The sequence below is a fragment of the Veillonella montpellierensis DSM 17217 genome (assembly GCF_000426745.1).
Taxonomy (GTDB): domain Bacteria; phylum Bacillota; class Negativicutes; order Veillonellales; family Veillonellaceae; genus Veillonella; species Veillonella montpellierensis.
This window is the reverse complement of sequence record NZ_AUFY01000026.1, coordinates 1-20,980: the sequence shown is the minus strand read 5'-3', so window position 1 is coordinate 20,980 and position 20,980 is coordinate 1. Positions and strand designations below refer to the sequence as shown.

18 protein-coding genes are annotated in these 20,980 nt (G+C 40.7%); 12 read left to right on the top strand and 6 right to left on the bottom strand.

Translation table 11 applies throughout. From position 1 onward, the window contains the following. Positions 1-164: 164 nt before the first annotated feature. On the bottom strand, positions 165-602 hold the full coding sequence (locus K357_RS0106835; protein WP_028258039.1) for a hypothetical protein: 438 nt from the start codon (positions 600-602) through the stop codon (positions 165-167). An 18-nt stretch (positions 603-620) separates the two neighbouring features. Beyond that, entirely contained in the window at positions 621-1,031 is a 411-nt protein-coding gene (locus tag K357_RS0106830; RefSeq protein ID WP_028258038.1) for a DUF805 domain-containing protein, read from the bottom strand. 760 nt (positions 1,032-1,791) lie between these two features. Here K357_RS0106830 and rpmH point away from each other — a divergent pair. The 8 genes from rpmH (at position 1,792) to rsmG (ending at position 8,811) form a co-directional block, all read left to right on the top strand. Then, on the top strand, positions 1,792-1,926 hold the full coding sequence (gene rpmH / locus K357_RS0106820; RefSeq protein ID WP_006555255.1) for a 50S ribosomal protein L34: 135 nt from the start codon (positions 1,792-1,794) through the stop codon (positions 1,924-1,926). Positions 1,927-2,007: 81 nt separating this feature from the next. Beyond that, positions 2,008-2,355 (top strand): ribonuclease P protein component, encoded by a 348-nt coding sequence (gene rnpA / locus K357_RS0106815; RefSeq protein ID WP_028258037.1) that lies wholly within the window; start codon positions 2,008-2,010, stop codon positions 2,353-2,355. 47 nt (positions 2,356-2,402) lie between these two features. Further along, positions 2,403-2,612 (top strand): membrane protein insertion efficiency factor YidD, encoded by a 210-nt coding sequence (gene yidD / locus K357_RS0106810; protein ID WP_028258036.1) that lies wholly within the window; start codon positions 2,403-2,405, stop codon positions 2,610-2,612. 147 nt (positions 2,613-2,759) lie between these two features. Beyond that, a complete protein-coding gene (locus K357_RS0106805; protein WP_051212164.1) occupies positions 2,760-3,389 on the top strand; it encodes a YidC/Oxa1 family membrane protein insertase in 630 nt (209 codons plus the stop codon). A gap of 1 nt (position 3,390) precedes the next feature. Further along, positions 3,391-4,179 (top strand): RNA-binding cell elongation regulator Jag/EloR, encoded by a 789-nt coding sequence (gene jag, locus K357_RS0106800; RefSeq protein ID WP_028258034.1) that lies wholly within the window; start codon positions 3,391-3,393, stop codon positions 4,177-4,179. 207 nt (positions 4,180-4,386) lie between these two features. After that, entirely contained in the window at positions 4,387-5,778 is a 1,392-nt protein-coding gene (gene mnmE, locus K357_RS0106795) for a tRNA uridine-5-carboxymethylaminomethyl(34) synthesis GTPase MnmE (RefSeq protein WP_028258033.1), read from the top strand. A gap of 84 nt (positions 5,779-5,862) precedes the next feature. After that, complete coding sequence (mnmG, locus tag K357_RS0106790) at positions 5,863-7,740, top strand: tRNA uridine-5-carboxymethylaminomethyl(34) synthesis enzyme MnmG (RefSeq protein WP_028258032.1); 1,878 nt, start codon at positions 5,863-5,865, stop codon at positions 7,738-7,740. A 318-nt stretch (positions 7,741-8,058) separates the two neighbouring features. Continuing rightward, on the top strand, positions 8,059-8,811 hold the full coding sequence (gene rsmG, locus K357_RS0106785; protein ID WP_028258031.1) for a 16S rRNA (guanine(527)-N(7))-methyltransferase RsmG: 753 nt from the start codon (positions 8,059-8,061) through the stop codon (positions 8,809-8,811). 186 nt (positions 8,812-8,997) lie between these two features. On the opposite strand, the gene K357_RS0106780 is transcribed toward rsmG, so the two are convergent. Continuing rightward, positions 8,998-9,984: an IS30 family transposase gene (locus K357_RS0106780; RefSeq protein WP_028258030.1), complete on the bottom strand. Its 987-nt coding sequence runs from the start codon at positions 9,982-9,984 to the stop codon at positions 8,998-9,000. A 109-nt stretch (positions 9,985-10,093) separates the two neighbouring features. Here K357_RS0106780 and K357_RS0106775 point away from each other — a divergent pair, with 109 nt between their 5' ends. Beyond that, complete coding sequence (locus K357_RS0106775) at positions 10,094-10,711, top strand: SAP domain-containing protein (protein WP_028258029.1); 618 nt, start codon at positions 10,094-10,096, stop codon at positions 10,709-10,711. A 376-nt stretch (positions 10,712-11,087) separates the two neighbouring features. On the opposite strand, the gene K357_RS0106770 is transcribed toward K357_RS0106775, so the two are convergent. The 3 genes from K357_RS0106770 to K357_RS0106760 all read right to left on the bottom strand — a co-directional run bounded on the left by K357_RS0106770 (position 11,088) and on the right by K357_RS0106760 (position 17,124). Further along, positions 11,088-14,132 carry an efflux RND transporter permease subunit gene (locus tag K357_RS0106770; RefSeq protein WP_028258028.1) on the bottom strand — a complete coding sequence of 1,015 codons (3,045 nt, stop codon included), beginning with the start codon at positions 14,130-14,132 and terminating at the stop codon, positions 11,088-11,090. 23 nt (positions 14,133-14,155) lie between these two features. Then, complete coding sequence (locus K357_RS0106765) at positions 14,156-15,268, bottom strand: efflux RND transporter periplasmic adaptor subunit (RefSeq protein WP_231562223.1); 1,113 nt, start codon at positions 15,266-15,268, stop codon at positions 14,156-14,158. Positions 15,269-15,753: 485 nt separating this feature from the next. Next, a complete protein-coding gene (locus tag K357_RS0106760; RefSeq protein WP_028258026.1) occupies positions 15,754-17,124 on the bottom strand; it encodes a hemolysin family protein in 1,371 nt (456 codons plus the stop codon). A gap of 709 nt (positions 17,125-17,833) precedes the next feature. Here K357_RS0106760 and K357_RS0106755 point away from each other — a divergent pair. From K357_RS0106755 to K357_RS0106745, 3 genes are all read left to right on the top strand, one after another. Continuing rightward, positions 17,834-18,898, top strand: coding sequence for a hypothetical protein (locus K357_RS0106755; RefSeq protein ID WP_028258025.1), 1,065 nt, complete (start codon positions 17,834-17,836; stop codon positions 18,896-18,898). A gap of 19 nt (positions 18,899-18,917) precedes the next feature. Continuing rightward, entirely contained in the window at positions 18,918-20,459 is a 1,542-nt protein-coding gene (locus K357_RS0106750; protein ID WP_028258024.1) for a ClC family H(+)/Cl(-) exchange transporter, read from the top strand. A gap of 347 nt (positions 20,460-20,806) precedes the next feature. Then, on the top strand, positions 20,807-20,980 hold a 174-nt coding region (locus tag K357_RS0106745; protein ID WP_038113800.1), incomplete at its 3' end, for an IS200/IS605 family transposase.

Genomic DNA, 20,980 nt, shown 5'->3' with positions numbered 1-20,980 from the left:
CCTTATAGGGTCAGAGCAAACCACCCGTTCTACGGGTGGTTATAATTTATATCTACTTAGGTTTATTATTTATGTAGATACTCAAAAAGATGTATTACATAATTTATTAGACATTCAAAACGAATGATAGAAAAATGCTTTAAAGGATAAAGTAATATTTAGTATTAAAAAAACGTCTTTATAATTTCTATAATTGTTCCCCAAAGATTAAATAATGAAAAAAACAAACTTAGAATAGTTTTTCCTTTAAAATTAAATGAATCCAGATTTTCTATAACTTCTTTTGGTTTTAAAGTTTTAAGCTCCAAAATTCTTTTAATAGTATTTCTTGATTTCCAATAAATATAACTCCATATAAAAAATACTATCGTTTCTATACAATTACCAATCCATACAAACTTTAAATAATATGGAGAATATATTAAAATACATGATATAGCCAATAAAAACAATGAAAAGATATAAATAATGTCTATATTTATTAAAGAATGATTATAGGGAATATCCTTTTTTTTATCATATATGCCTGAATGTATTTTATATATCTTATAAATAATTAAAAGCAATATTAATAAAATTATAATAATCTTATCAAAACTCATATTTTAACTAACCTCCATCTATAAATAACTTTTATCAGTTAATTTTAAAGGATCGTTACCATATGCATTTAATCCAACTGTTCCATCTCGAAGTAAAATAGATATTTCTCCCCCTATAATTATAAAATTAATCATAATTGACGCATTAGTATTTAAAAATAAACCAATAAGACATAATATTGTTAGTACTTTTGCTTGACTATTACTTCTATCACTATCATGTAGTCTTCTACACATTAATGTATATCGACTATAAATGAAAGGCAGTTGAATTATAAACATTATAAAATTATTTAATAAAAAACATCTATATATAAGATCTGTTAAACTAAATAATAATATTTCAATTAAAAGTATTCTTTTTAAAAACTTTTTCTTCCCTAAACGTCCATTACTATTAAATAAATTTTCTTTTATTCCTTTATCCAAACTAATTCCCCCTCATCAATAAATGATAATTAATATAGGTGATGTAAATCCCAATACTTTTTGTGCTATGTTATTATATCTACTTGCATATCGTTAATGCGCTTGTAAGAAAGCATTAAGACTCGTAAACTTTCTTTTGTAAAATCGTTCTCTATCAATTTTATGACTTCGTTGTACTTTTTCATTTTGCCATAGCGAGAATGGGCATATTAGGTTATGTTTTATGCTTAGTTTGTGTAACATTCTAGTAAATAAAAGCCATTCATGTCTAAATTTAGCATATACACGGTTAATAAGTGTTAATTCTTTCGTTGTATGCTGGTTAGGATGTAAGTGAGGTCTACAGCTTTTTAGTCGTAAGGATTCAATGGTTCCATTATAACGCTTTAGTCACCGTTGTACTTGTTGTCTACGCGTATGATATTTTCTAGCAGTTTAAGCATTATTTTGATGTTTTATCGTATTTTCACAAATACGTTTACGAAAGCGTAGTTCTTCGGTTATAATAGAGGTCATAAGAAGCTCTCTCCTTTGAAATAATAATTCGGCTTTGTCACCTGTATTTATTATAACAGAGAGACTTCTTATTTTTGTATTTCTCACCCATGTATTATATTCGTATATTAGTTAATTATAAATATTCTTGACAACTAAGAATTATAAATTTATAGATTTTGATTGACATTTACCAGCGTACACCATATACTTATACTGTTATGGTATAAGTAATCATAAAACATTACGAGGAGGTGTTTTACTAATGAAACGTACTTATCAACCAAATACGCTTTGGAGAAAACGTACTCATGGTTTTCGTGAACGTATGAAAACTATTGGCGGCCGTCTCGTGTTAAAAAGAAGACGTGCAAAAGGCAGAAAAAAATTATCTGCATAATATAATAGCTTTTAGGCAGGAGAAAAAACTTGGCGCTGCTGCCAAGTTTTTCTATTCTATGGTGAATATATGAAGGAAAGAATGAACGGCTTACGGAAAGAACGTAGGATTACTAAAAACAGTGAATATCGTCTTGTATATAAACATGGTAACTATGAAGTCGGTCGTCTTTGCGTTATATATCGTATGCCAGTGGCTAAACAAGCAACGCGAATTGGGTTTGTAACGGGTAAAAAAGTAGGTTGTGCAGTAGAACGTAATCGTGCTAGACGATTACTAAAAGAAGTATATCGTCTACATCAACATGATATTCGAGAAGGCTATCATATTGTGATGGTAGGGCGCGCTAAACTTAGTACAGCTACATACGCGCAAGCAGAAAAAGAAATACTCTATTTGCTAGGGCGTAGTAAACTTATGAAATCATAAAAGAGGCGATACGAGTGCATAGATGGATTACGTATATTAGTAGAGGTATCAATTTCATATTGATTACGTTAGTACGTATATATCAGATAGCTATATCACCATTAAAACCGAGAACGTGTCGATTTTATCCTACATGTTCTACATATACCCTACAAGCATTACAGAAATATGGTCCAGTGAAAGGTAGCATTTTGGGCATCAAGCGGATTATGAAGTGCCATCCCTTTCATAAGGGAGGCTATGATCCATTACCATAATGCACAGTTTTGGAAATACCTAAGTGTCTGTATGGATGAAATTTAGACCATACCATAACCTTATAGGCACGCACAGGACGATAGCTGTATGTTATATTTTGATACAGGAGAAGACTATTGGCAATATTTCAAATTTTAGTTGATTTTATGATACAATGTGTGACATGGTCCTATCAACTTACTCAATTAGTAGGATTTCCTAGTTATGGTATCGCCATTATTTTATTAACCATCGTTATTAAAGCAATTTTGGCACCATTAACAGTTAAACAAATCAAATCCATGAAGGGCATGGCTGAATTACAGCCTAAAATGAAAGAAATTCAAGAAAAGTATAAAAGTGATCCACAACGGGTGCAACAAGAAATGGCAAAACTATATCAACAAATGGGAATCAATCCTTTATCGGGGTGTTTACCATTACTTGTACAGATGCCATTTTTAATCGCTATTTATTGGGCATTGAAAGATTATGCATATGATCCTAATTTTATTAGCTTTTTATGGTTACCTAGCTTAGGTGAACCAGATCCTATGTATATTCTACCTGTATTAAGTGCCGTGTCTACGTATATTATGAGTAAACAAACTAGTGGCGCTAGTACAGGTGTTGCTGGTGGTGCACAAGCTAAAATCATGCAAATTTTCATGCCTTTATTCATTGGCTATATCAGTTTAAGCTTTCCAAGTGGATTAGTTATTTATTGGGTTGTTTCTAACATTTTCCAATTAATACAACAAGCCTTTATCTATAGAAATGATAAAAAGGAGGCTTAATATGGAATTTATAGATGTATCTGCAAAAACCGTAGAAGATGCGATTGAACAAGGAAAAGAACAATTACATCAAGATGGTCGTGAATTTGTTAACAGTGAAATTGTTACACAATCATCGAATGGATTTTTAGGCTTTGGTCGTAAGCCAGCTGTAGTTCGTTTATATTTTACAACTAGTGAAAGCGAAGATGTAGTGGTACCTAGTAACGAAGAGGATACTGCTCCTGAAGAAATCGTGGTAGAAACCACTGAGGCACAGCAAGTGGCAGTAGACGATGATCGTTCTTTACGTGCTAAAGTAGATGACCATACGAACGATGTTCTTACAAAAGAAGTGCAAGATATGATTGCTAAGAAGGGGAAACAATTCTTAGACGACATGTTTTCACAAATGGGTCTATCGGTAATGATTGAAAAGATGACGACCCAGGATAAAATTATCTTTCAGATTCACGGTGAAGAATTGGGAATTTTGATTGGTAAACATGGTCAAACGTTAGATGCTATTCAGTATTTAACGAATTTAGTAGCCCATAAAGAAGTGAACGGTCATTGTCACATTGTAGTGGATGTGGAAAATTATCGGTCCCGTCGTGAAGAAACGTTACAAGTATTGGCTAAGCGGTTAGCTAGTAAAGTGAAACGAACACGACAAAAAGTGTCGTTGGAACCGATGAATGCGTTTGAAAGAAAATTAATTCATACGGCATTACAAAATGATGCACATATTGTGACTGATAGTGAAGGTGAAGAACCATATCGCCACGTGGTGATTAGCTATAAGCGATAATCGTAGTAGAAAATTGGCATGAAATACATCTGTGTTTCATGCCAATTTTTATGATATTATTTTACTCACACCGTCATCGTGTATTATACTTAAAGATAGAGCTGTTAGAGTATGTTATAGGTCTGTGTACATGCATAGATGTAGATTGTATGCCAGTGTAGGAATACGTTCATAGGACCATAGAGAATTAGGATAAGGAGAAATTGTATGTATCTATCTGATACGATTGCCGCCATTGCTACGCCACCTGGTATTGGTGGTGTCGGTATTATTCGTGTAAGTGGCAGCGAGGCGTTTTCCATCGTCAATCGATTATTTTCGAGTCAAGGGACATTGGATTTACGTAAGCGACCTAATAAAACAATTCAATATGGCTATATCATCGACCCTGATACACCAGATAGGCACATCATCGATGAAGTGTTGTTGCTATTAATGAAAGGCCCTCATTCGTATACGGCGGAAGATGTCATTGAAATCCAATGCCATGGCGGTATGGTGTCTGTACGATCGATTTTACAACTATTGCTAGTCAATGGGGTTCGCTTGGCAGAGCCGGGAGAATTTACGAAACGAGCTTTTTTAAATGGTCGTATCGATTTGACCCAAGCAGAGGCGATCATTGATATTATTGATGCGAAAACGGAAGACTCGTTATCCTTAGCGGTGCAACAACTAGATGGCACTGTATCCACCTATATACATGAGGTACGGGAACAGTTAATGGCTATGATTGCACGATTAGAAGTCACTATCGATTATCCCGAAGAAGATATTGAAGAGGTAACCTTAGAGGAAGTCAGGGACGGTTTATTACCGATTATGAACGATATGGATGACCTACTGGCGACGGCACAGACGGGACGGTTAATTCGTGATGGCATTATGGCGGTCATCGTAGGAAGACCGAATGCGGGTAAGTCGAGTTTATTAAATGCCTTGCTCCGTGAAAATCGAGCCATCGTTACCGATATTCCAGGCACTACGAGAGATAGTATTGAAGAATACATGAATGTTGAAGGGATTCCGCTTCGACTCATCGATACGGCGGGGCTTCGCCATACGGAAGACACCATTGAGGCGATGGGCGTTCAAAAAGCGAAAGACTATATGCAACAAGCGGATATGATTTTATGTGTCATTGATGGGTCCACACCGCTTACGGCAGAGGAAATCGATATTTTACAATCTGTGTCGGGTAAGCAGACCATCGTGTTGATTAATAAATCGGATGTGGCGCAAGTCGTTACGGCGCATGATATCAACCAGATTGGTACGTATACGGCGATAGAAACCATTAGTGCCAAAGCTGGTGATGGGACTCGTATACTCAATCGTTGGGTGAAAGAATTAGTCTATGGTGGACAGGTGGCGCATCATCAGCAAGCGGTGTTAAGTAATGTGCGTCATATTTCATTGATGGAGTCGGCTAAGTCACAGTTACTAGAGGCGATGGCAAGCATTGATAGCGCTATGCCTGTAGATTTAGTGGTTACCGATATTCGTGGCGCATGGGAAGCACTGGGCGACATTACGGGCGATACGATTCGCGAATCCTTAGTAGATGAACTATTTTCACGATTTTGTTTAGGGAAATAATGTCCTAGATTGATGGTAGTAAATGAGCTATGCGTAACGATCTATGGTATAGAACGAGTATTGAATCATTGAGGTAAGGTTTAGATGTATACAGTAGATAAGTATGATGTAATTGTGATAGGTGGCGGTCATGCTGGCTGTGAAGCTACATTGGCAGCAGCACGCATGGGGTATCGCACCTTAATGGCCACATTAAATTTAGATAATATTGCGTTAATGCCCTGCAATCCAGCGATTGGCGGTCCTGGTAAAAGTCATTTAGTGTGTGAAATTGATGCCTTAGGTGGTCAGATGGGAATCAACGCAGATGCTACGACGGTGCAAATGCGTATGCTAAATACGGGGAAAGGGCCAGCGGTCCATTCCTTGCGCGCTCAGTCGGATAAAGGGGCCTACCAGCGATTGATGAAAGAAACCCTAGAAAATACAGAGGGCGTTAATATTAAGCAAATCATGGTGAATGAACTCTTGGTGGAAGATGGCACTGTGAAAGGGATTGTATCAGAACTAGGTGAAGTCTATGAGGCTAGAGCGGTGATTTTGTGTACCGGTACCTATTTAAAAGGAAGTATCATCACTGGCGAGCTATCCTATGCAGGGGGACCGAATGGGCAACGGTCGGCGGAATTACTTTCAGAGTCCTTGAAGCGCCATGGCATCGCCTTGCGACGATTTAAAACGGGTACACCGGCGCGCGTAGATCGACGCACGTTGCATACGGAACGGATGGCCATCCAAGAAGGGGACCCTCATTATCACTCCTTTTCCTTTATGTCCGATTGGAAAGACCGAAACCGCCAAGTGTGTTGGCTAACTTATACGAATGAAGAAACCCACGAAATTATTAAAGAGAATTTACATCGCGCTCCTATGTATAGTGGCATGATAAAAGGGATTGGTCCTCGCTATTGTCCATCCATTGAAGATAAAGTGGTTCGTTTTGCCGATAAAAATAGACATCAATTATTCATCGAACCAGAGGGAGAACATACGAATGAAATGTATGTACAAGGGATGAGTACGAGCCTACCTATCGATGTACAATATGCTTTCTTGCGGACGATTCCCGGCTTAGAATCGGTAGAAATTATGCGCCCTGCCTATGCCATTGAGTACGATTGCCTAGATCCTTTACAATTGACACCGGCTCTAGCGGTGAAAGCGATTAAAGGTCTTTATTCTGCAGGACAAGCCAATGGCACATCGGGCTATGAAGAAGCGGCGGCACAAGGATTGATGGCTGGTATTAATGCGGCCTTATACTTGAGTGGTAAAGAACCGTTTATCCTATCTCGATCCGAAGCCTACATTGGCGTATTGATTGATGATTTAGTGACGAAGGGAACGAATGAACCCTATCGCATGATGACGAGTCGCAGCGAGTATCGCTTATTGTTGCGCCAAGATAATGCAGATATGCGCTTAACAGAAAAAGGGCGCGCCATTGGACTCGTGAGCGATGAGCGGTATCAGCGCTTTCAGAGTAAGAAAGAGGCCATTGAAAAAGGCATTCAATTGTTGAAAGATACGCCGATTACCCCATCAAAAGAAACGCAAGCCATTTTACAAGAACTAAAAACGGCACCGATTAAAACGGGGATACGGGCCTTTGATTTGGTGAAACGTAACGAACTTTCCTATTCTATGGTGGCGGACGCCTTTCACATAGAGCGATTTACACCGGATGTGGAAGAAGAAATCGATATTTCCATTACCTATGATGGATATATTAAAAAGCAACTCGACCAAGTGGAAAAGGTGCGCAAATTGGAATATAAAGTGATTCCTTCCGATTGGGACTATGGGTCTATGAAAGGGATTACCTTAGAGGCTAAGCAAAAATTAGAAACAATTAGACCTCATTCTATTGGACAGGCAAGCCGTATTTCTGGCGTATCTCCAGCAGATATTTCTGTACTACTCATTCAGTTGGAACAGTATCATCGCAACCATAAGCAGTAAGAGTCACACGATGTGCTTAGGTCGTAATGATGATTTGTAGACCTAGTAGCAAGGCGCAGCAGTATAGTGTAGATAGATGTTGATAATACAAGCTATGCATTGTCTTTTACTAGATGTAGATAGAAAGAACGCGTTTTTAGGATACTATTCGTACATTAGGATCGCCATATGGTACTACGTGCTAGACGCACCGTAGGGCATGCGTTTAGGAGTAGAAAGGTAGATAGCCTTTGCTAGATGGTTGTAGATCGATGACCGTAGTTGATGTTCATAGGCGTAACGTATAAATTAGTAGATGGATAGAAGAAAGGACTGGCTATGAAAGCATCTGTATCAGACTATGTAGTAGAACAAGACGTATTTATAGCGGATATGTTAGCACAAATGGAGGCTATCGGATTACCGTTAACCGATGCACAAGGACGAGATTTTTACACCTATTACGTGCATTTAATCAAGACCAATGCGCATATGAATTTGACGGCTATTACGGACGCTCATGAAGTAGTGGTTAAGCATATGATCGATTCCCTATCTTGTTATGACCCAGCCTATTTTTTCGAGGGGGCACGTCTGTTAGATGTGGGAACGGGTGCTGGATTCCCAGGCATTCCTCTCGCCATCTATCGCCGTGACTTAGAGATTACCCTTTTCGACTCGCTGCAAAAACGATTGCGCTTCTTGCAAGACGTCATTGACATGCTCAATCTTACAAATGTGACCACGTTGCATGGGCGTGCGGAAGATATGAGTCATCAAATAGAACATCGTGAACGTTATGATCTGGTTACGAGTCGTGCAGTGGCTCGACTTCCCATATTGGCAGAATGGACCTTACCCTATGTGAAAGTAGGCGGCTATTGCATCGCTTTAAAAGGGGCTATCTATGAAGAAGAAGTAGAAGAATCACAAAGGGCTCTATCTGTGTTAGGCGGTGCCGTACGAGAAATTCGTCCCATCACATTGCCTACCATATCGGATAAGCGCGCCGTGGTGTACCTAGAAAAACAAAGAAAGACACCAATGAACTATCCGAGAAAACCAAAAGATATTAAAGCGCGCCCTTTATAAGAGGGGCGTATGCTACACGCGTGGAGAATAGGATAGATACTAACTCACATAAACGACATAGATAATATAATGATTGTGTTGCTCCCTCTAATCTGGCGACAGAAAAGGTGGTCATTTTCGGATAGATTACTCACATTTTTCGTATCCGTCATGGTAAATGTCAACAAGCTTTTCTATCTTGAATTGTCAAGTCAAGTGCAACTCTACTGAATGGTAAACTTCATAAGGTGTTTTCCAGTTTAAGCATTTACGTGGACGACGATTGATCTCTTCTATTTTCGCTTCAATATAGCTATCTGATTGGTCAATATCTTTCGTTTTTGGAAAGTATTCTCTTAATAGACCATTTGTATTTTCGTTGGTACCTCGTTGCCATGGGTGATGGGGCAACGGAAAATAGAATTCTACGAGAGAAAGTTGCTGTGAAATTTCGGGATGTTTTGAAAATTCTTTCCCTCTATCGGGAGTGATGCTTTGAAGGGGTTCATCCTTCAGCAGTTCAACCATGGCTTGCTTAACACATTGGGCAGTCTTCTTTGAAATTTTCCGGCAAAGAAGGTAGCGACTTTTTCTGTCTGTTAATGTGAGTAGACATGCTCTGCCGATCTTACCTGCCACTGTGTTTGCTTCCCAGTCGCCTAAGCGTTGCCTTTTTTCGGCTGCATCGGGTCGCTCGGATATGGGATTAGTGATTGGAATTTTACCGCGTCTCTCTTCATAGGACTTGCTATGCCTTGTTTTTCCGCGATGTCTTAATTTTCTAATACATCCTCTGTTGCCCCTAGAGAGATTCGGATCGTCAAAAAGGCCATAATAAATGGCTCGATAAATTGTAGTGAAGCTAATGCGATAAACACTTTTTTCATATTTTAAGCGAGCAGCGATCTGTTCCGGAGACCACTGATGCTCTAAGAATAACGACTTTACCTTTTGGAAAAGAACAGCATCGTCTAACTTCTTATGAGGACGACATGCTTTTCTTCTGGTGGCATAAAGTGCCTGTGCATCGCAGGGCAAATATGTTCCCTGTAAAGAATTTCTCTTTAACTCACGACAAATTGACGATTTGTTGCGTCCTAACTTTGTTGCTATTTCAGATTGATTTAAGCCGATGTCCATATAATGTTTTAGCAACTCACGCTCTTTTAGTGTAAAATGAGAATAATGATTCATCGTTCCTCCTGGTTGATTGGTTTTCGTCGACATAATTTTACCAGAAAACGGTGAATCATTTTTTGTTGCACTTAGATTGTAAATTCAAGCTTTTCGAAAGGATAAAACAATGATAGAAAGTAGACCTAAGTTTGATAAAATCACATCGTTTGATGAGTTTAATAAATACTATTGGTATCGTGAAGAACTTTCACAGATATGCAAGTTATTAGGATTAGAATATAGAGGTACAAAACAAGAACTCACTTATATTATTGAGCAGTACTTTAAGGGTGATGTGATTAAAAAGTCATCAATAAAAAACATAAAGAAACAAGTTGATTATATTACTTTAGATATGCCTTTACTTGAGTGTGGATTTTCCTTTAATTCAAAATTCAGAGAATATTTTTCTGTTGTAACAGGTGTTTTGCCTTTTAAATTTACTGCAGATATGGCAACGGCTTGGAGAAAAGTGAAAAGACAAAATGATTTGAGTTTTACAATTCAAGATATGCTCAAAGTTTATTATGGAAAATCAGATTATGCTAAGTATGATAATTCGGTTTGTCAATGGAATCAATTTTTAAAGGATTTTTGTGCAGACGAAAATAGTTGTAACTACTCTAATAAAATACAAGTAGCTGCAATTCTTTGGAAAGAAGTCAGAGATTCAAAAAACAAAAAAGTTTATTCACGAGAACTTATAAAAAAATATGAGGATAAAATAGAACACTATCACAAGTAAACAGAAACTATTTTTTTGAATCTTGAATTGTTAAGTCAAGTGCAACTCTACTGAATGGTAATCCCTATGGGTTTTGTGCTAATTTGAGCAATAGCCTAAGAGGTAACTCTCAATAAAAAGTCAAATCCCCTAGGACTTTTAATCCTAGGGGATTTTGTTATATTTGGAATGAGTCATATTCCTATCATTTATTTTTATCATTTCTGTGCAACAGGCGTATCAAGAAATGAAGATGATCCTATACCGATATTCTTTGGGGACTAGAGACAAGAGATGTCTATTTCGTTACCTTGCGCGTGAGTATATCGTTTATTATCAGTACGTAGGGATAGATGAAATAGACATCTCGTATCTTGTCATTCTTTCAGTGTCATCGTTAGTGTTTTCGTTCGTACCAAGTAGTGTACATAACGGGCAAGACGATGAGGGTGAGTAAGGTAGCCACTAACAAGCCACCACTGAAAGCAATCGCCATAGGCGCCCAGAATACATCGCTCATAAGGGGAATCATGCCGAGGATGGCGGCCATAGCGGTGAGCATAATCGGTCTAAATCGCAATAGCGTCGAGTCGATGACCGCTTGTCGCACGTCTTCACCGTTGGCACGATGCGTTTCAATTTGATCGATGAGAATAATAGAGTTACGAATAATCATACCGCTTAAGGCGATGATGCCCAAAATGGACATGAACCCGAGGGGCGTTCTCGTGATAACGAGGGATAATACGACGCCGATGAGGCCCAACGGTGCAGTTAATACGGCCATAATCATGAGCGTTATTTTTTTAAGTTGGAACATGAGGATGGTCATGGTAATGAAGAATAGGACGGGTACGGCGGTTAGCAAGTTGGAAAGGGCGATTTCACTTTTTTCAGTGGCCCCGTCTAACTCAATGGTATAGCCTACAGGTAGGCTTTCACGAAGGGGTGCTAATTGTTGATAAATATCTTTTTCTACAGAGTTTGCTAACACGGTTGGCGGTACGGATCCATGAACGGTAATGGTCGGTTTCATGTTGCGATGCCAAATGATACCTTCCTCTTGGGATAGGGATATGGTAGCGATTTGACTTAATGGTACGTAGGCACCAGAGGCCGTTTGAATTGGCAAAGATTGTAGCACGGAAAGATTATGGGCCACGTTACCGGCTAGTTTAAATTGGATGGGAATCGTTTGGTTGCCTTCGTAGAATTCGCCGACTTTCATACCGGAAATTTCTTGTTGTAACGTTAGGGAAATGGCATAACTGTCCACACCTAAGGCGCGGGCCTTATTGGGGTCGATGTGAATTTGGGCGGTCGGTTCTGTATCGGGCCAATCAAAAGCCACATCGGATACGTGAGGGGTTTGTTCCATTTCTTCCTTTACGGAGTTAGCAATTGTTTTTACCATGTCTGGTTCTGGACCGGATACGCGGAGCATGATTGGGTATTTGGAAGGGGGCCCTGTTTGTAAAAACTGCAATGTGGTCAATGCCGATGGATAGGTGGTGTTTAGCGTGTTTTGTAGTTCTTCGTATAACGAGTTACGATCGCTGAGCGACTGGGTGACGATGACGGCTTGCATAAAGTTATTGCGCGGCAATTCGGGATCTTGGGTCAACACAAAGCGTGGCGACCCTTCGCCTACATAGGTGGTATAGCTGGCAATGCGTGCATCGCCAGCGAGCATGCGCGATAAGGTGTCTGCCTGTTGTTTCGTGTAGGCCAAGGACGAGCTTTGGGGAAATTGCATGTTTAGGATAATTTCATTCCGTGTGGAAGTAGGGAAAAATTCTTCTTTTAATAAAGGAAACGTGCTAAGCGATACGATGAATACGCCGAGCGTCGTGAGTAAGACCAGCTGTTTATGGCCTAATGCGTAGAGTAAGATGCGTCTGAAACGGTCGTAGAGTTTTGCAATGACCCGTGATTTCCACGTATCTTTCGTGGTCGGCGTTATGCGTATTAATTCATAGCCTAGTACAGGACTTACCAAAACAGAGGCAATCCAGGAAAGTAGGAGCGCCAAGGCGACAACGGCAAACAGGCTGGCACAAAATTCTGCCACCATACCTTTCGATAAGGAAATAGGGATAAAGCCGGCACATGTGATGAGTGTACCACTTAGCATGGGAAGGGCGGTGGAACGAAAAGCGGCTGTAGCCGCACGACTGTGATCGAGGCCTTCCTCTAATTTTACAATCATCATTTCTACGACGATGATCGCATCGTCTACGAGTAAGCCGAGAGAGATAATGAGAGCGCCCAAACTTACTTTATGTAAATCGATATGATTGAGATACATGGCGATAAAGGTGGAGCAGACGACGACGGGAATCGTTAAGGCTACCACGATACCGCTTCGTAGACCGAGCGATATAAAACTTACGGCTAAGACGATGATGATGGCTTCTAAGAGGGAGCGAGAAAAGGTATTAATCGACGTTTGCACGATGTGTGGTTGATTCGACACTTGATTGATAGATAATCCTACTGGAATTTCCCCTTGCAAGGTCGCCATTTTTTCATCGATGGCTTGTCCAAATTCTATATTGTTAGCACCGTCTTCCATGGAAATAGCAATACCGATAGCGGGCGTGCCATTGTAAAAGAACAAAGGTTGTGATGGATCTGAGTAATCCATGGTAGCGGTGGCAATATCGCCGAGACGAATGATTTGACCGTGTATAGTAAGGGGTAGATTACGAATTTCGTCGATGGAATTAAAGAGACCATTCACGCGAACGTAGACATTGGTCGTATCGGTAGTAATCATACCGGCAGGTACCATGGTACTTTGTTGCTTAATGGCGGTTAGTAGCTCTTGATTGCTCACGTGATAGGCGGCCAATTTATCTTTATCCATTTCAATGTGTAAGGTTTGTTGCTGTACGCCGATTAATTCGATTTTTTTCACATGAGGTACGGACAGTAAGGCGCGCTTAATGGATTCTGCTTGTTGTCGTTTTTCTTCAAAACTATAATCATTGCCTGTTATGGCATAGATGGTGCCGTATACATCATCGAAACGATCGTTGATGATAGGTCCTTGTACGCCGGAAGGTAGGTTTTTCCATTCGTCATTCACTTTGTTTCTAATTTCTGTCCACGATTGGCGTACTTGATTGGTGGATACGTCGTCTTTCAGATTCACATAGATAACAGATTTACCACCGTCGGTAAAACTTCGCGTATAATCAAGACCTGGTACATCACGAATTGCTTCTTCCAGTTTGTCTGTTACTTGCGTGGACATTTCTTCAGGGCTGGCACCTGGCCATGACGCACCGATGACCATGGTACGAATGGTGAAAGATGGATCTTCCATGCGGCCCATGTGGATAAAGGAAAAAATGCCGAAGGTTAAGAGCACGGCTATAAAATAATAGATAATCGACTTGTGCCGTAAGGCCCAAGATGCTAAGTTAATTCGACTCATAAGACACCTCATAGATGATAGCACTAAAAGCGTACTGTTTCGCCGTCAGACAATCGATCTACACCGGCAGTGACAATGCGGTCACCGCGCGACAAGCCTTGTGTGACGAGTACGTTATTATCTTGAAATTGACTAGTGGTGACGGGTACTAGATGAAGTGTATTTTTCCGTATTACATAGACAGATGCTTGCCCTGTGCTATTTTTAGTTAGAGCTGTAATCGGAATGGTAATAGCCTCGTTGGCTGCACTCGTAAGTGATACATTGGCAGTCATACCGAGCTCTAAGGCCGCAGGTGGATTGGATAGACTAATCCGTACCGTATATGTGCGTGATACAGGATCAGGTACGGGGGAAATTTCTCGCACTACCCCTTGTATCGATTGGTTTGGCAATGCCCATAGAGATACTGTGACAGGCATGCCACTATGAATGGTGCCTACAATTTGTTCTGGCAAGGCAATCACAGCTTCTGGTTCATTACCACTGGTCATGGTAGCTACTTGTTGCCCAGCGGCGACGACTTGTCCCACTTCAAAATGAACGGCCGTAATGATGCCATCGTCGGGGGCTACGAGATTTGTATAGGCCAGTTGGGTTGTAGCCGTATTCAAATTCGCTTTTGCTTCTTCTAAGGCTGCTAAGGCCGAGTTGTTAGCGTGAATCATTTGATCTAACTGTAAACGGCTAACCGCTTGTTGATCGTAAAGTGATTGGTAACGGTTCGCATTGGTGGCGGCCAAGTCATATTGTGATTGTGCCGCAGTTACCGCTGCATGGGCACGTGTTACTTGATCTTGGACATTGCTTTTATCCACGGACCCAAGAACTTGACCCGCCTGTACGTGATCACCTACATGGATTTGTTTGGTCACCACTTGTCCGCTACTCTGAAAGGCCAATTGGGTTTCTGTTTTATTCTGAATCACTCCAGAATAGGTAGTACTATCCGCGCCTTGGCTTTCACCAATCACCATTGTTTTTACCAGTGGTGTAGGCGCTTGCTTGGCGGTTGTAGAACCACAACCAGTAGAGGCTAGGGCGGATATACATAGAATGGCACTCATAGTTATATACGCACCTAGGCGTGTGACATAAGAAGATACTTTCATAATTGTAACGGTTATTACAGACAATAACCGTATCCTCCTTTCTCGGCGATTCGCTGTGTTATAGTTGTAAAATTATATTTTGTAAAATTTTTATTATGTAAAGTAAGGACTGCATCGATACAGTCCTTATACGTGAATATGTAATTATAGGTATCGTTGACGAGTCCTTATGGATAGAAGTGATAGTAACCTATGATGACCCGAGAAACCTATACGATACCTATAATGATACAAATGTAGTCATTACTGTATACATAGTTTTATTATACATCTTTTTAGTAGGTTCCTCCATAGGAGCGTTATAGAAGTGCTTCCTATCCTACCCGTGTTACGACACGTGGTCATAGGTGGAGAGTGTAACCTAGTGGTAGGTCACGTTCTTATTAGATTTGATTCGCTTACGTACTTTTAGGCGCAGCTATAGAGCTGCCTAAAATTGATTACATCATATGGCGCTTAGACACGTAGGTTATGGGAATCTATGTCAATCTGTTTATAGTCTTACCCTCTTAGATGGAATCCGTTTCTTCTGTGGTATCCTCGTCGATTGGTGGTTCATAGGTAATCATAATTTTATCCACCCGCGTGTTGTCCATATCCATCACTTCAAAGGTATAGGCATCCCAATGACACGTATCCGTTTCTTTCGGAATACGCCCTACTAGATAGGTAACAAATCCGCCCATCGTTTTATACAAGTCGTCCAACTGGCCAGGTAATTCCTTGGTGATGGAAAAGTAATCTTTGAACTCATCTATATTGAGCAACCCATCTACGAGCCACGTCGTTTCAGAGCGCTGTATGACGCGATTTTCCTCTTCCTGTTTTTCCTCTTCCCCCGACGGCATGAGACCTACGATTTCTTCCATAATGTCGTGCAAGGTAACAAGTCCACTGAAAGCACCGTACTCATCTAACACGATGGTTTCATGGACACCTTCTTGGCGAAATAATTCGAGCAACTTCATGAGTGTAATGGATTCGGGCACTAGGAGAGGTTCTTTCGTGCACTCATAAATCATGTCCGTTAATGACTGTTCTTTCGTCTTTGTCAGTTGCAACGTAAGTATATCCGATACGGTCACTAATCCAATTAAGTCGTCCAAGGAATCTTTCCCTACAGGAATTCGATAGTGATGCGCTGTAGCGAGTATACTTTTTATGTCTTCTTCATCACTGTTGAGGTCAATCCATTTTAATTGTGTCCGCGGTGTCATTACATCGGACGCATTCAAGTCGGCAAGGCGGAAAATATTATCCACTAACACGGGTTCTTCTTCTTCAAAGGCTCCCATCGCCACACCGTCGGTGAGCATTTTATTAATTTCCGATTCTGTAACGGGGGCTTCTTCTTTATTTTTCACGCCCAGTACTTTTAAAAATATATTCGTAGACGCACTTAAAAAGACGACAATCGGTTTTAACGCAAGGGATAAATAATAAATGGGATGAGCAACAGACATAGCAATCGTTTCAGGACTATTCAGCGCCAATCGCTTAGGCACCAGTTCGCCAATCATCAACGACAAATAGGTGGTTAAGGCGATGATGATGAACGAGCTAATCGATGAAGCATAATGCTCGATAGCAGGGGCGACGGAACGAATCCAATCGGATAGGGGTTCTGCAAAGGTGGCTCCAGAATATAAACCAGTAATGATACCCACCAAGGTAATGCCGATTTGTACGGTGGAGAACATTTGATTAGGATCCTCCAAGAGCGATAAGGCACGCTTGGCGGCATGATTATTTTGATTGGCCAGTTCTTCCAATTTACTTTTTTTAGAATTTACAATGGCTAGCTCTGTCATAGAAAATAAACCGTTAGCTATGATCAATGCTAGCACGATAATCAGGTCAATGGTTATGTCACTATCCATTACACTATCACACTCCTTAATGTAACTTATTATATCATATCTTATGAGAAACCTATAGCCTATGAACGACGTTGTATCTATGAGAAACAATAGCTTATAATAGCTTTCGTATGCCTTTTAGGCAATCATCACATATGTACAAGTTTGATATATCCAGTAGGAAGGTCCTTGAATCGGTTACAGGCACCTATGATAGGACGAGTTGTATAAAGCGTTGTCGCCTAGGGTGTACTAAGAGGAGCTGTATATGCTATCAGTAATGGTTGTTGCGTAGGGTGCGCGTGTATATGCCATCAGTGATGAGGATTATATAGGGTGTAGTAAGCGATATGTGTATCGTGCCATTGGTGATAGTGTTGCGTAGGGTGTACAAGCAGTTAGTTCCTTGTCTAGTATATATAAGGCGATTCATGGCGATAGGGTATACAATCATTACCGATGGGGTGTTGCTTTGGATCGTATATATGTTTTTGTCAGTCCTAGTGTTAGAGGAAGCGATGACTTGTATTCGCCTATGGTGATGGTTTAACGAGCTGCAATAGGGCCCTATGAATTAATTATTTGAAAGGCTATCTCCCTACTTAACAATACCCTTAGGTAAGTGGTATGATTACTACATAAGAGAATCATAGTTCGTCATGAGTAATCTAGACGTGAGGAACCTAGCATTCGTAGTTCGTGGTTGTCATAAGAGGAATAGGAGATATGTATGTATAATCAACACGGTATCGTAGACATGGCGGTAGTTACTAGCGTTCGCCGTATGCTACAAGACAAACATAAAGAGGATCAAAAAATTTTACAGGTCATTGAGGAAATTAGCGTGGACGATGATATTTCGCCAGAAGAACTACAAGTGACTAAATTGGCCTATGAAGAGGTGAAGTATCGTCTATATTATACGGGGTTGTTAGAAACGCTATGGTCCCAAATTTATGATGTGCAACAACAATTAGCCGGATTACATGTGTATGAATCGTTGGAACAAAATTGTTTGGACGGTGATACGTCGTCTGATATGGACTTTCACATGGCCGAGTTAGAAGATGTGGAAGTGCCAGAAGTGGTGCGTGAATTGATGCTTTCCTATCATAAACCGCTAGTAGAGCGACCTGCAGGTCCGATGATGGTAAAACCGTCGAATCGAGTGATGCGAAAAGAACCACAGGCGATGACGGTAGAGCAGAAACAACCATTAGTGGTTAAGAAACGGCAAGACGTAACAGTTACACATCCATCGCCGCTTATGGTGACACCGCAACAAACGAGAGTGACTATGCAAGAAGACGTAGGAGACCATCGTGCATCGTCATCGTTACGGACGGTTCTCGCAGATGAGGAACATAAACATGCTAAGGTGGATATGAACGAGATGACACCAAGTGGCGCACGTTCAGCACGAGAAAAAGAACGGGCTACCTCTCACGCTATAAGTGATGAGGATTTACAAAAAACTAAGAAGAAGCATAAAAATAAGGATAAGAAAAAGGATAAAAATAAGGATACGGATACGCAATCACAGGCAATAGGTGACGCATCGCCAGACGTAACAGCGGTAGAACTGTTGGTCGATGAATTGATTGCTGGCATGTCGTGGAAAAAGCTAGTTAAAAAATTGGCGAAACAACATTATAAGGAAGAGAAAAAGAAGCAGAAAAAGCAGAAGAAACGTAAAAAAGCAAAGCAAAAAGAAACGATTCTCCATGGCCTTGATCAAAGAGCGGCGATGAAGCGCTGTGTGTGCAAGAAGAAAAAAGACAGGTGTACGTGTTAATCATTGATGGAGTATATGTATGAAATTATCGTTATACAGGAGAAAGAATACATCTCTTGTAGATTTAACTATGAATCGAGCGATGCTCCTCGATTTAATCGGTAAAGGGGCCTTGGTGGGTGTCATTGCAGGATTTTTTGGAGCTACCTTTCGCTATTTTATTTTAACGTCTGAACATTGGCGGTGGTCTTTGATGGCCCATACTGATGCACTATCTGTCATCGGTTGGCTGCTCCTTATGGTGGTCATGGCCTTTATCATCGATAAAACATTGCAGTGGGCGCCTTTGTCAGGCGGTTCAGGCATTCCGCAAATCGAAGGAGAAATGCAGGGCATTTTTAGCATGAAACCGTACCGTATATTGGTATCCAAATATATTGGCGGTGCCTTGACGGGATTGGCTGGCTTTTCTGTGGGGCGCGAAGGACCTTCGGTGCAACTAGGGGGCGCGGTAGGTAAAATTGTGTCCTACTGGATGAAAAGTTCTCTTCGCGAACAGCGCATTCTCACATCGGCTGGGGCAGCGGCTGGCCTGGCTGCCGCATTTAGTGCACCTGTGTCGGGCGCCATTTTCGTTTTTGAAGAAGTGCATAAAAGCTTTTACCCCTTATTAGTGATTCCCACCTTTGTGGCGGCATTGATTTCTAATTTTATTACGGCGCAACTCTTTGGCTTGCAACCCTCTTTGGGGTTTACCGTATTGGACGGCTTGCCATTGATGTACTTTCCCTACCTCATCCCTATGGGCATCGGCATGGGTTTACTAGGTGTTCTATTTTGTCGAGCCATATTTCTGTGTAAAGGTCTTTTTGAAAGAATGCCCCTATCACGATGTATGAAACTCGTCATTACCTTTATCGTCGTAGCTCTCATCGGCTATGATTCCCAATTGTTATTAGGTGGCGGTAATGACCTCGTGGCAGAACTAGCAGAACACTCTCACGGTCTAGCCCTATTGGCGTGTATCGTGGTGGGTAAAATACTACTCACCTCATTTTGCTATGGCAGTGGTGCACAAGGGGGGATTTTCTTACCCATGCTCGTTATCGGTGGTGCGGCGGGTGCTTTCAGTGAAAGCTTACTCACCTCTTTTGGGTGCATACAAGGCGATTGGGTGCCACAACTCGTAGTGTGTGCGATGGGTGGTATGCTGGCGGCGGCTATGCGTACACCGTTATTGGCGATTTTATTAGTCTTGGAAATGACCAATAGCTTTCACAATATTTATGCCATTGGTATCGTTACGATTATCGCCTATTTAGTGGCGGAATTATGCAAAGAACCACCGATTTATGATTCCCTCTTACAAGCCATGACAAAGCAGCCATCTATGGAAGGTATGCAGACCGTATTTCAAACTAAAATTTCTGTGGTAAGTGAACACATTGGCACTGCGTTAGAAGAACTGGATTTGCCTGTGGGCATGAACGTGGTTAGCGTCTATCGCAATGGTCAATACCTAGTACCCTTAGGGTCATTACAATTGATGAGTGGCGATGAACTACAAGTGTCTTGTAAACGGGGCGATTTGAAAGTGGGAAAAGACTATTTTAGTAAGTAACGATGGCGCTAGTTACATCGATATGACATATATGATTGTTCATAGTAGTATAGTAGGTTTACTCCTACATGTATGATGCCTCTGTGTATACTAGAATAGATATAGGGCGTACTTGATGTCCTTTGTTTGATGACCGTCGAATAGGATGATACAACTAACAATAGAAAGGCACTGGCTACCTTGGTGGTAGTCAGTGCCTTTGTGGTTGTACGCCGAATAGGCATGATTAAACCCCCAGTTAAACTGAGGGTCAGTAAAATTTCTTAGAGAAAAGGAAAGAACCTCCTAGTGATAAAATGAAGTTGGTCTGGCAACCACAACATTTTAACATAGGAGGTTCAATGTCAATGAATGACGTAAAAAGCTTATCACATAGTAAATGGAGATGTAAATATCATATTGTTTTTGCTCCAAAGTATAGAAGGCAAATAATTTATGGTCGGATAAAAGTTGATGTAGGTAAAATTCTAAGAGATTTAAGTAAGAGAAAAAATGTAGAAATTATCGAGGCGGAATGCTGT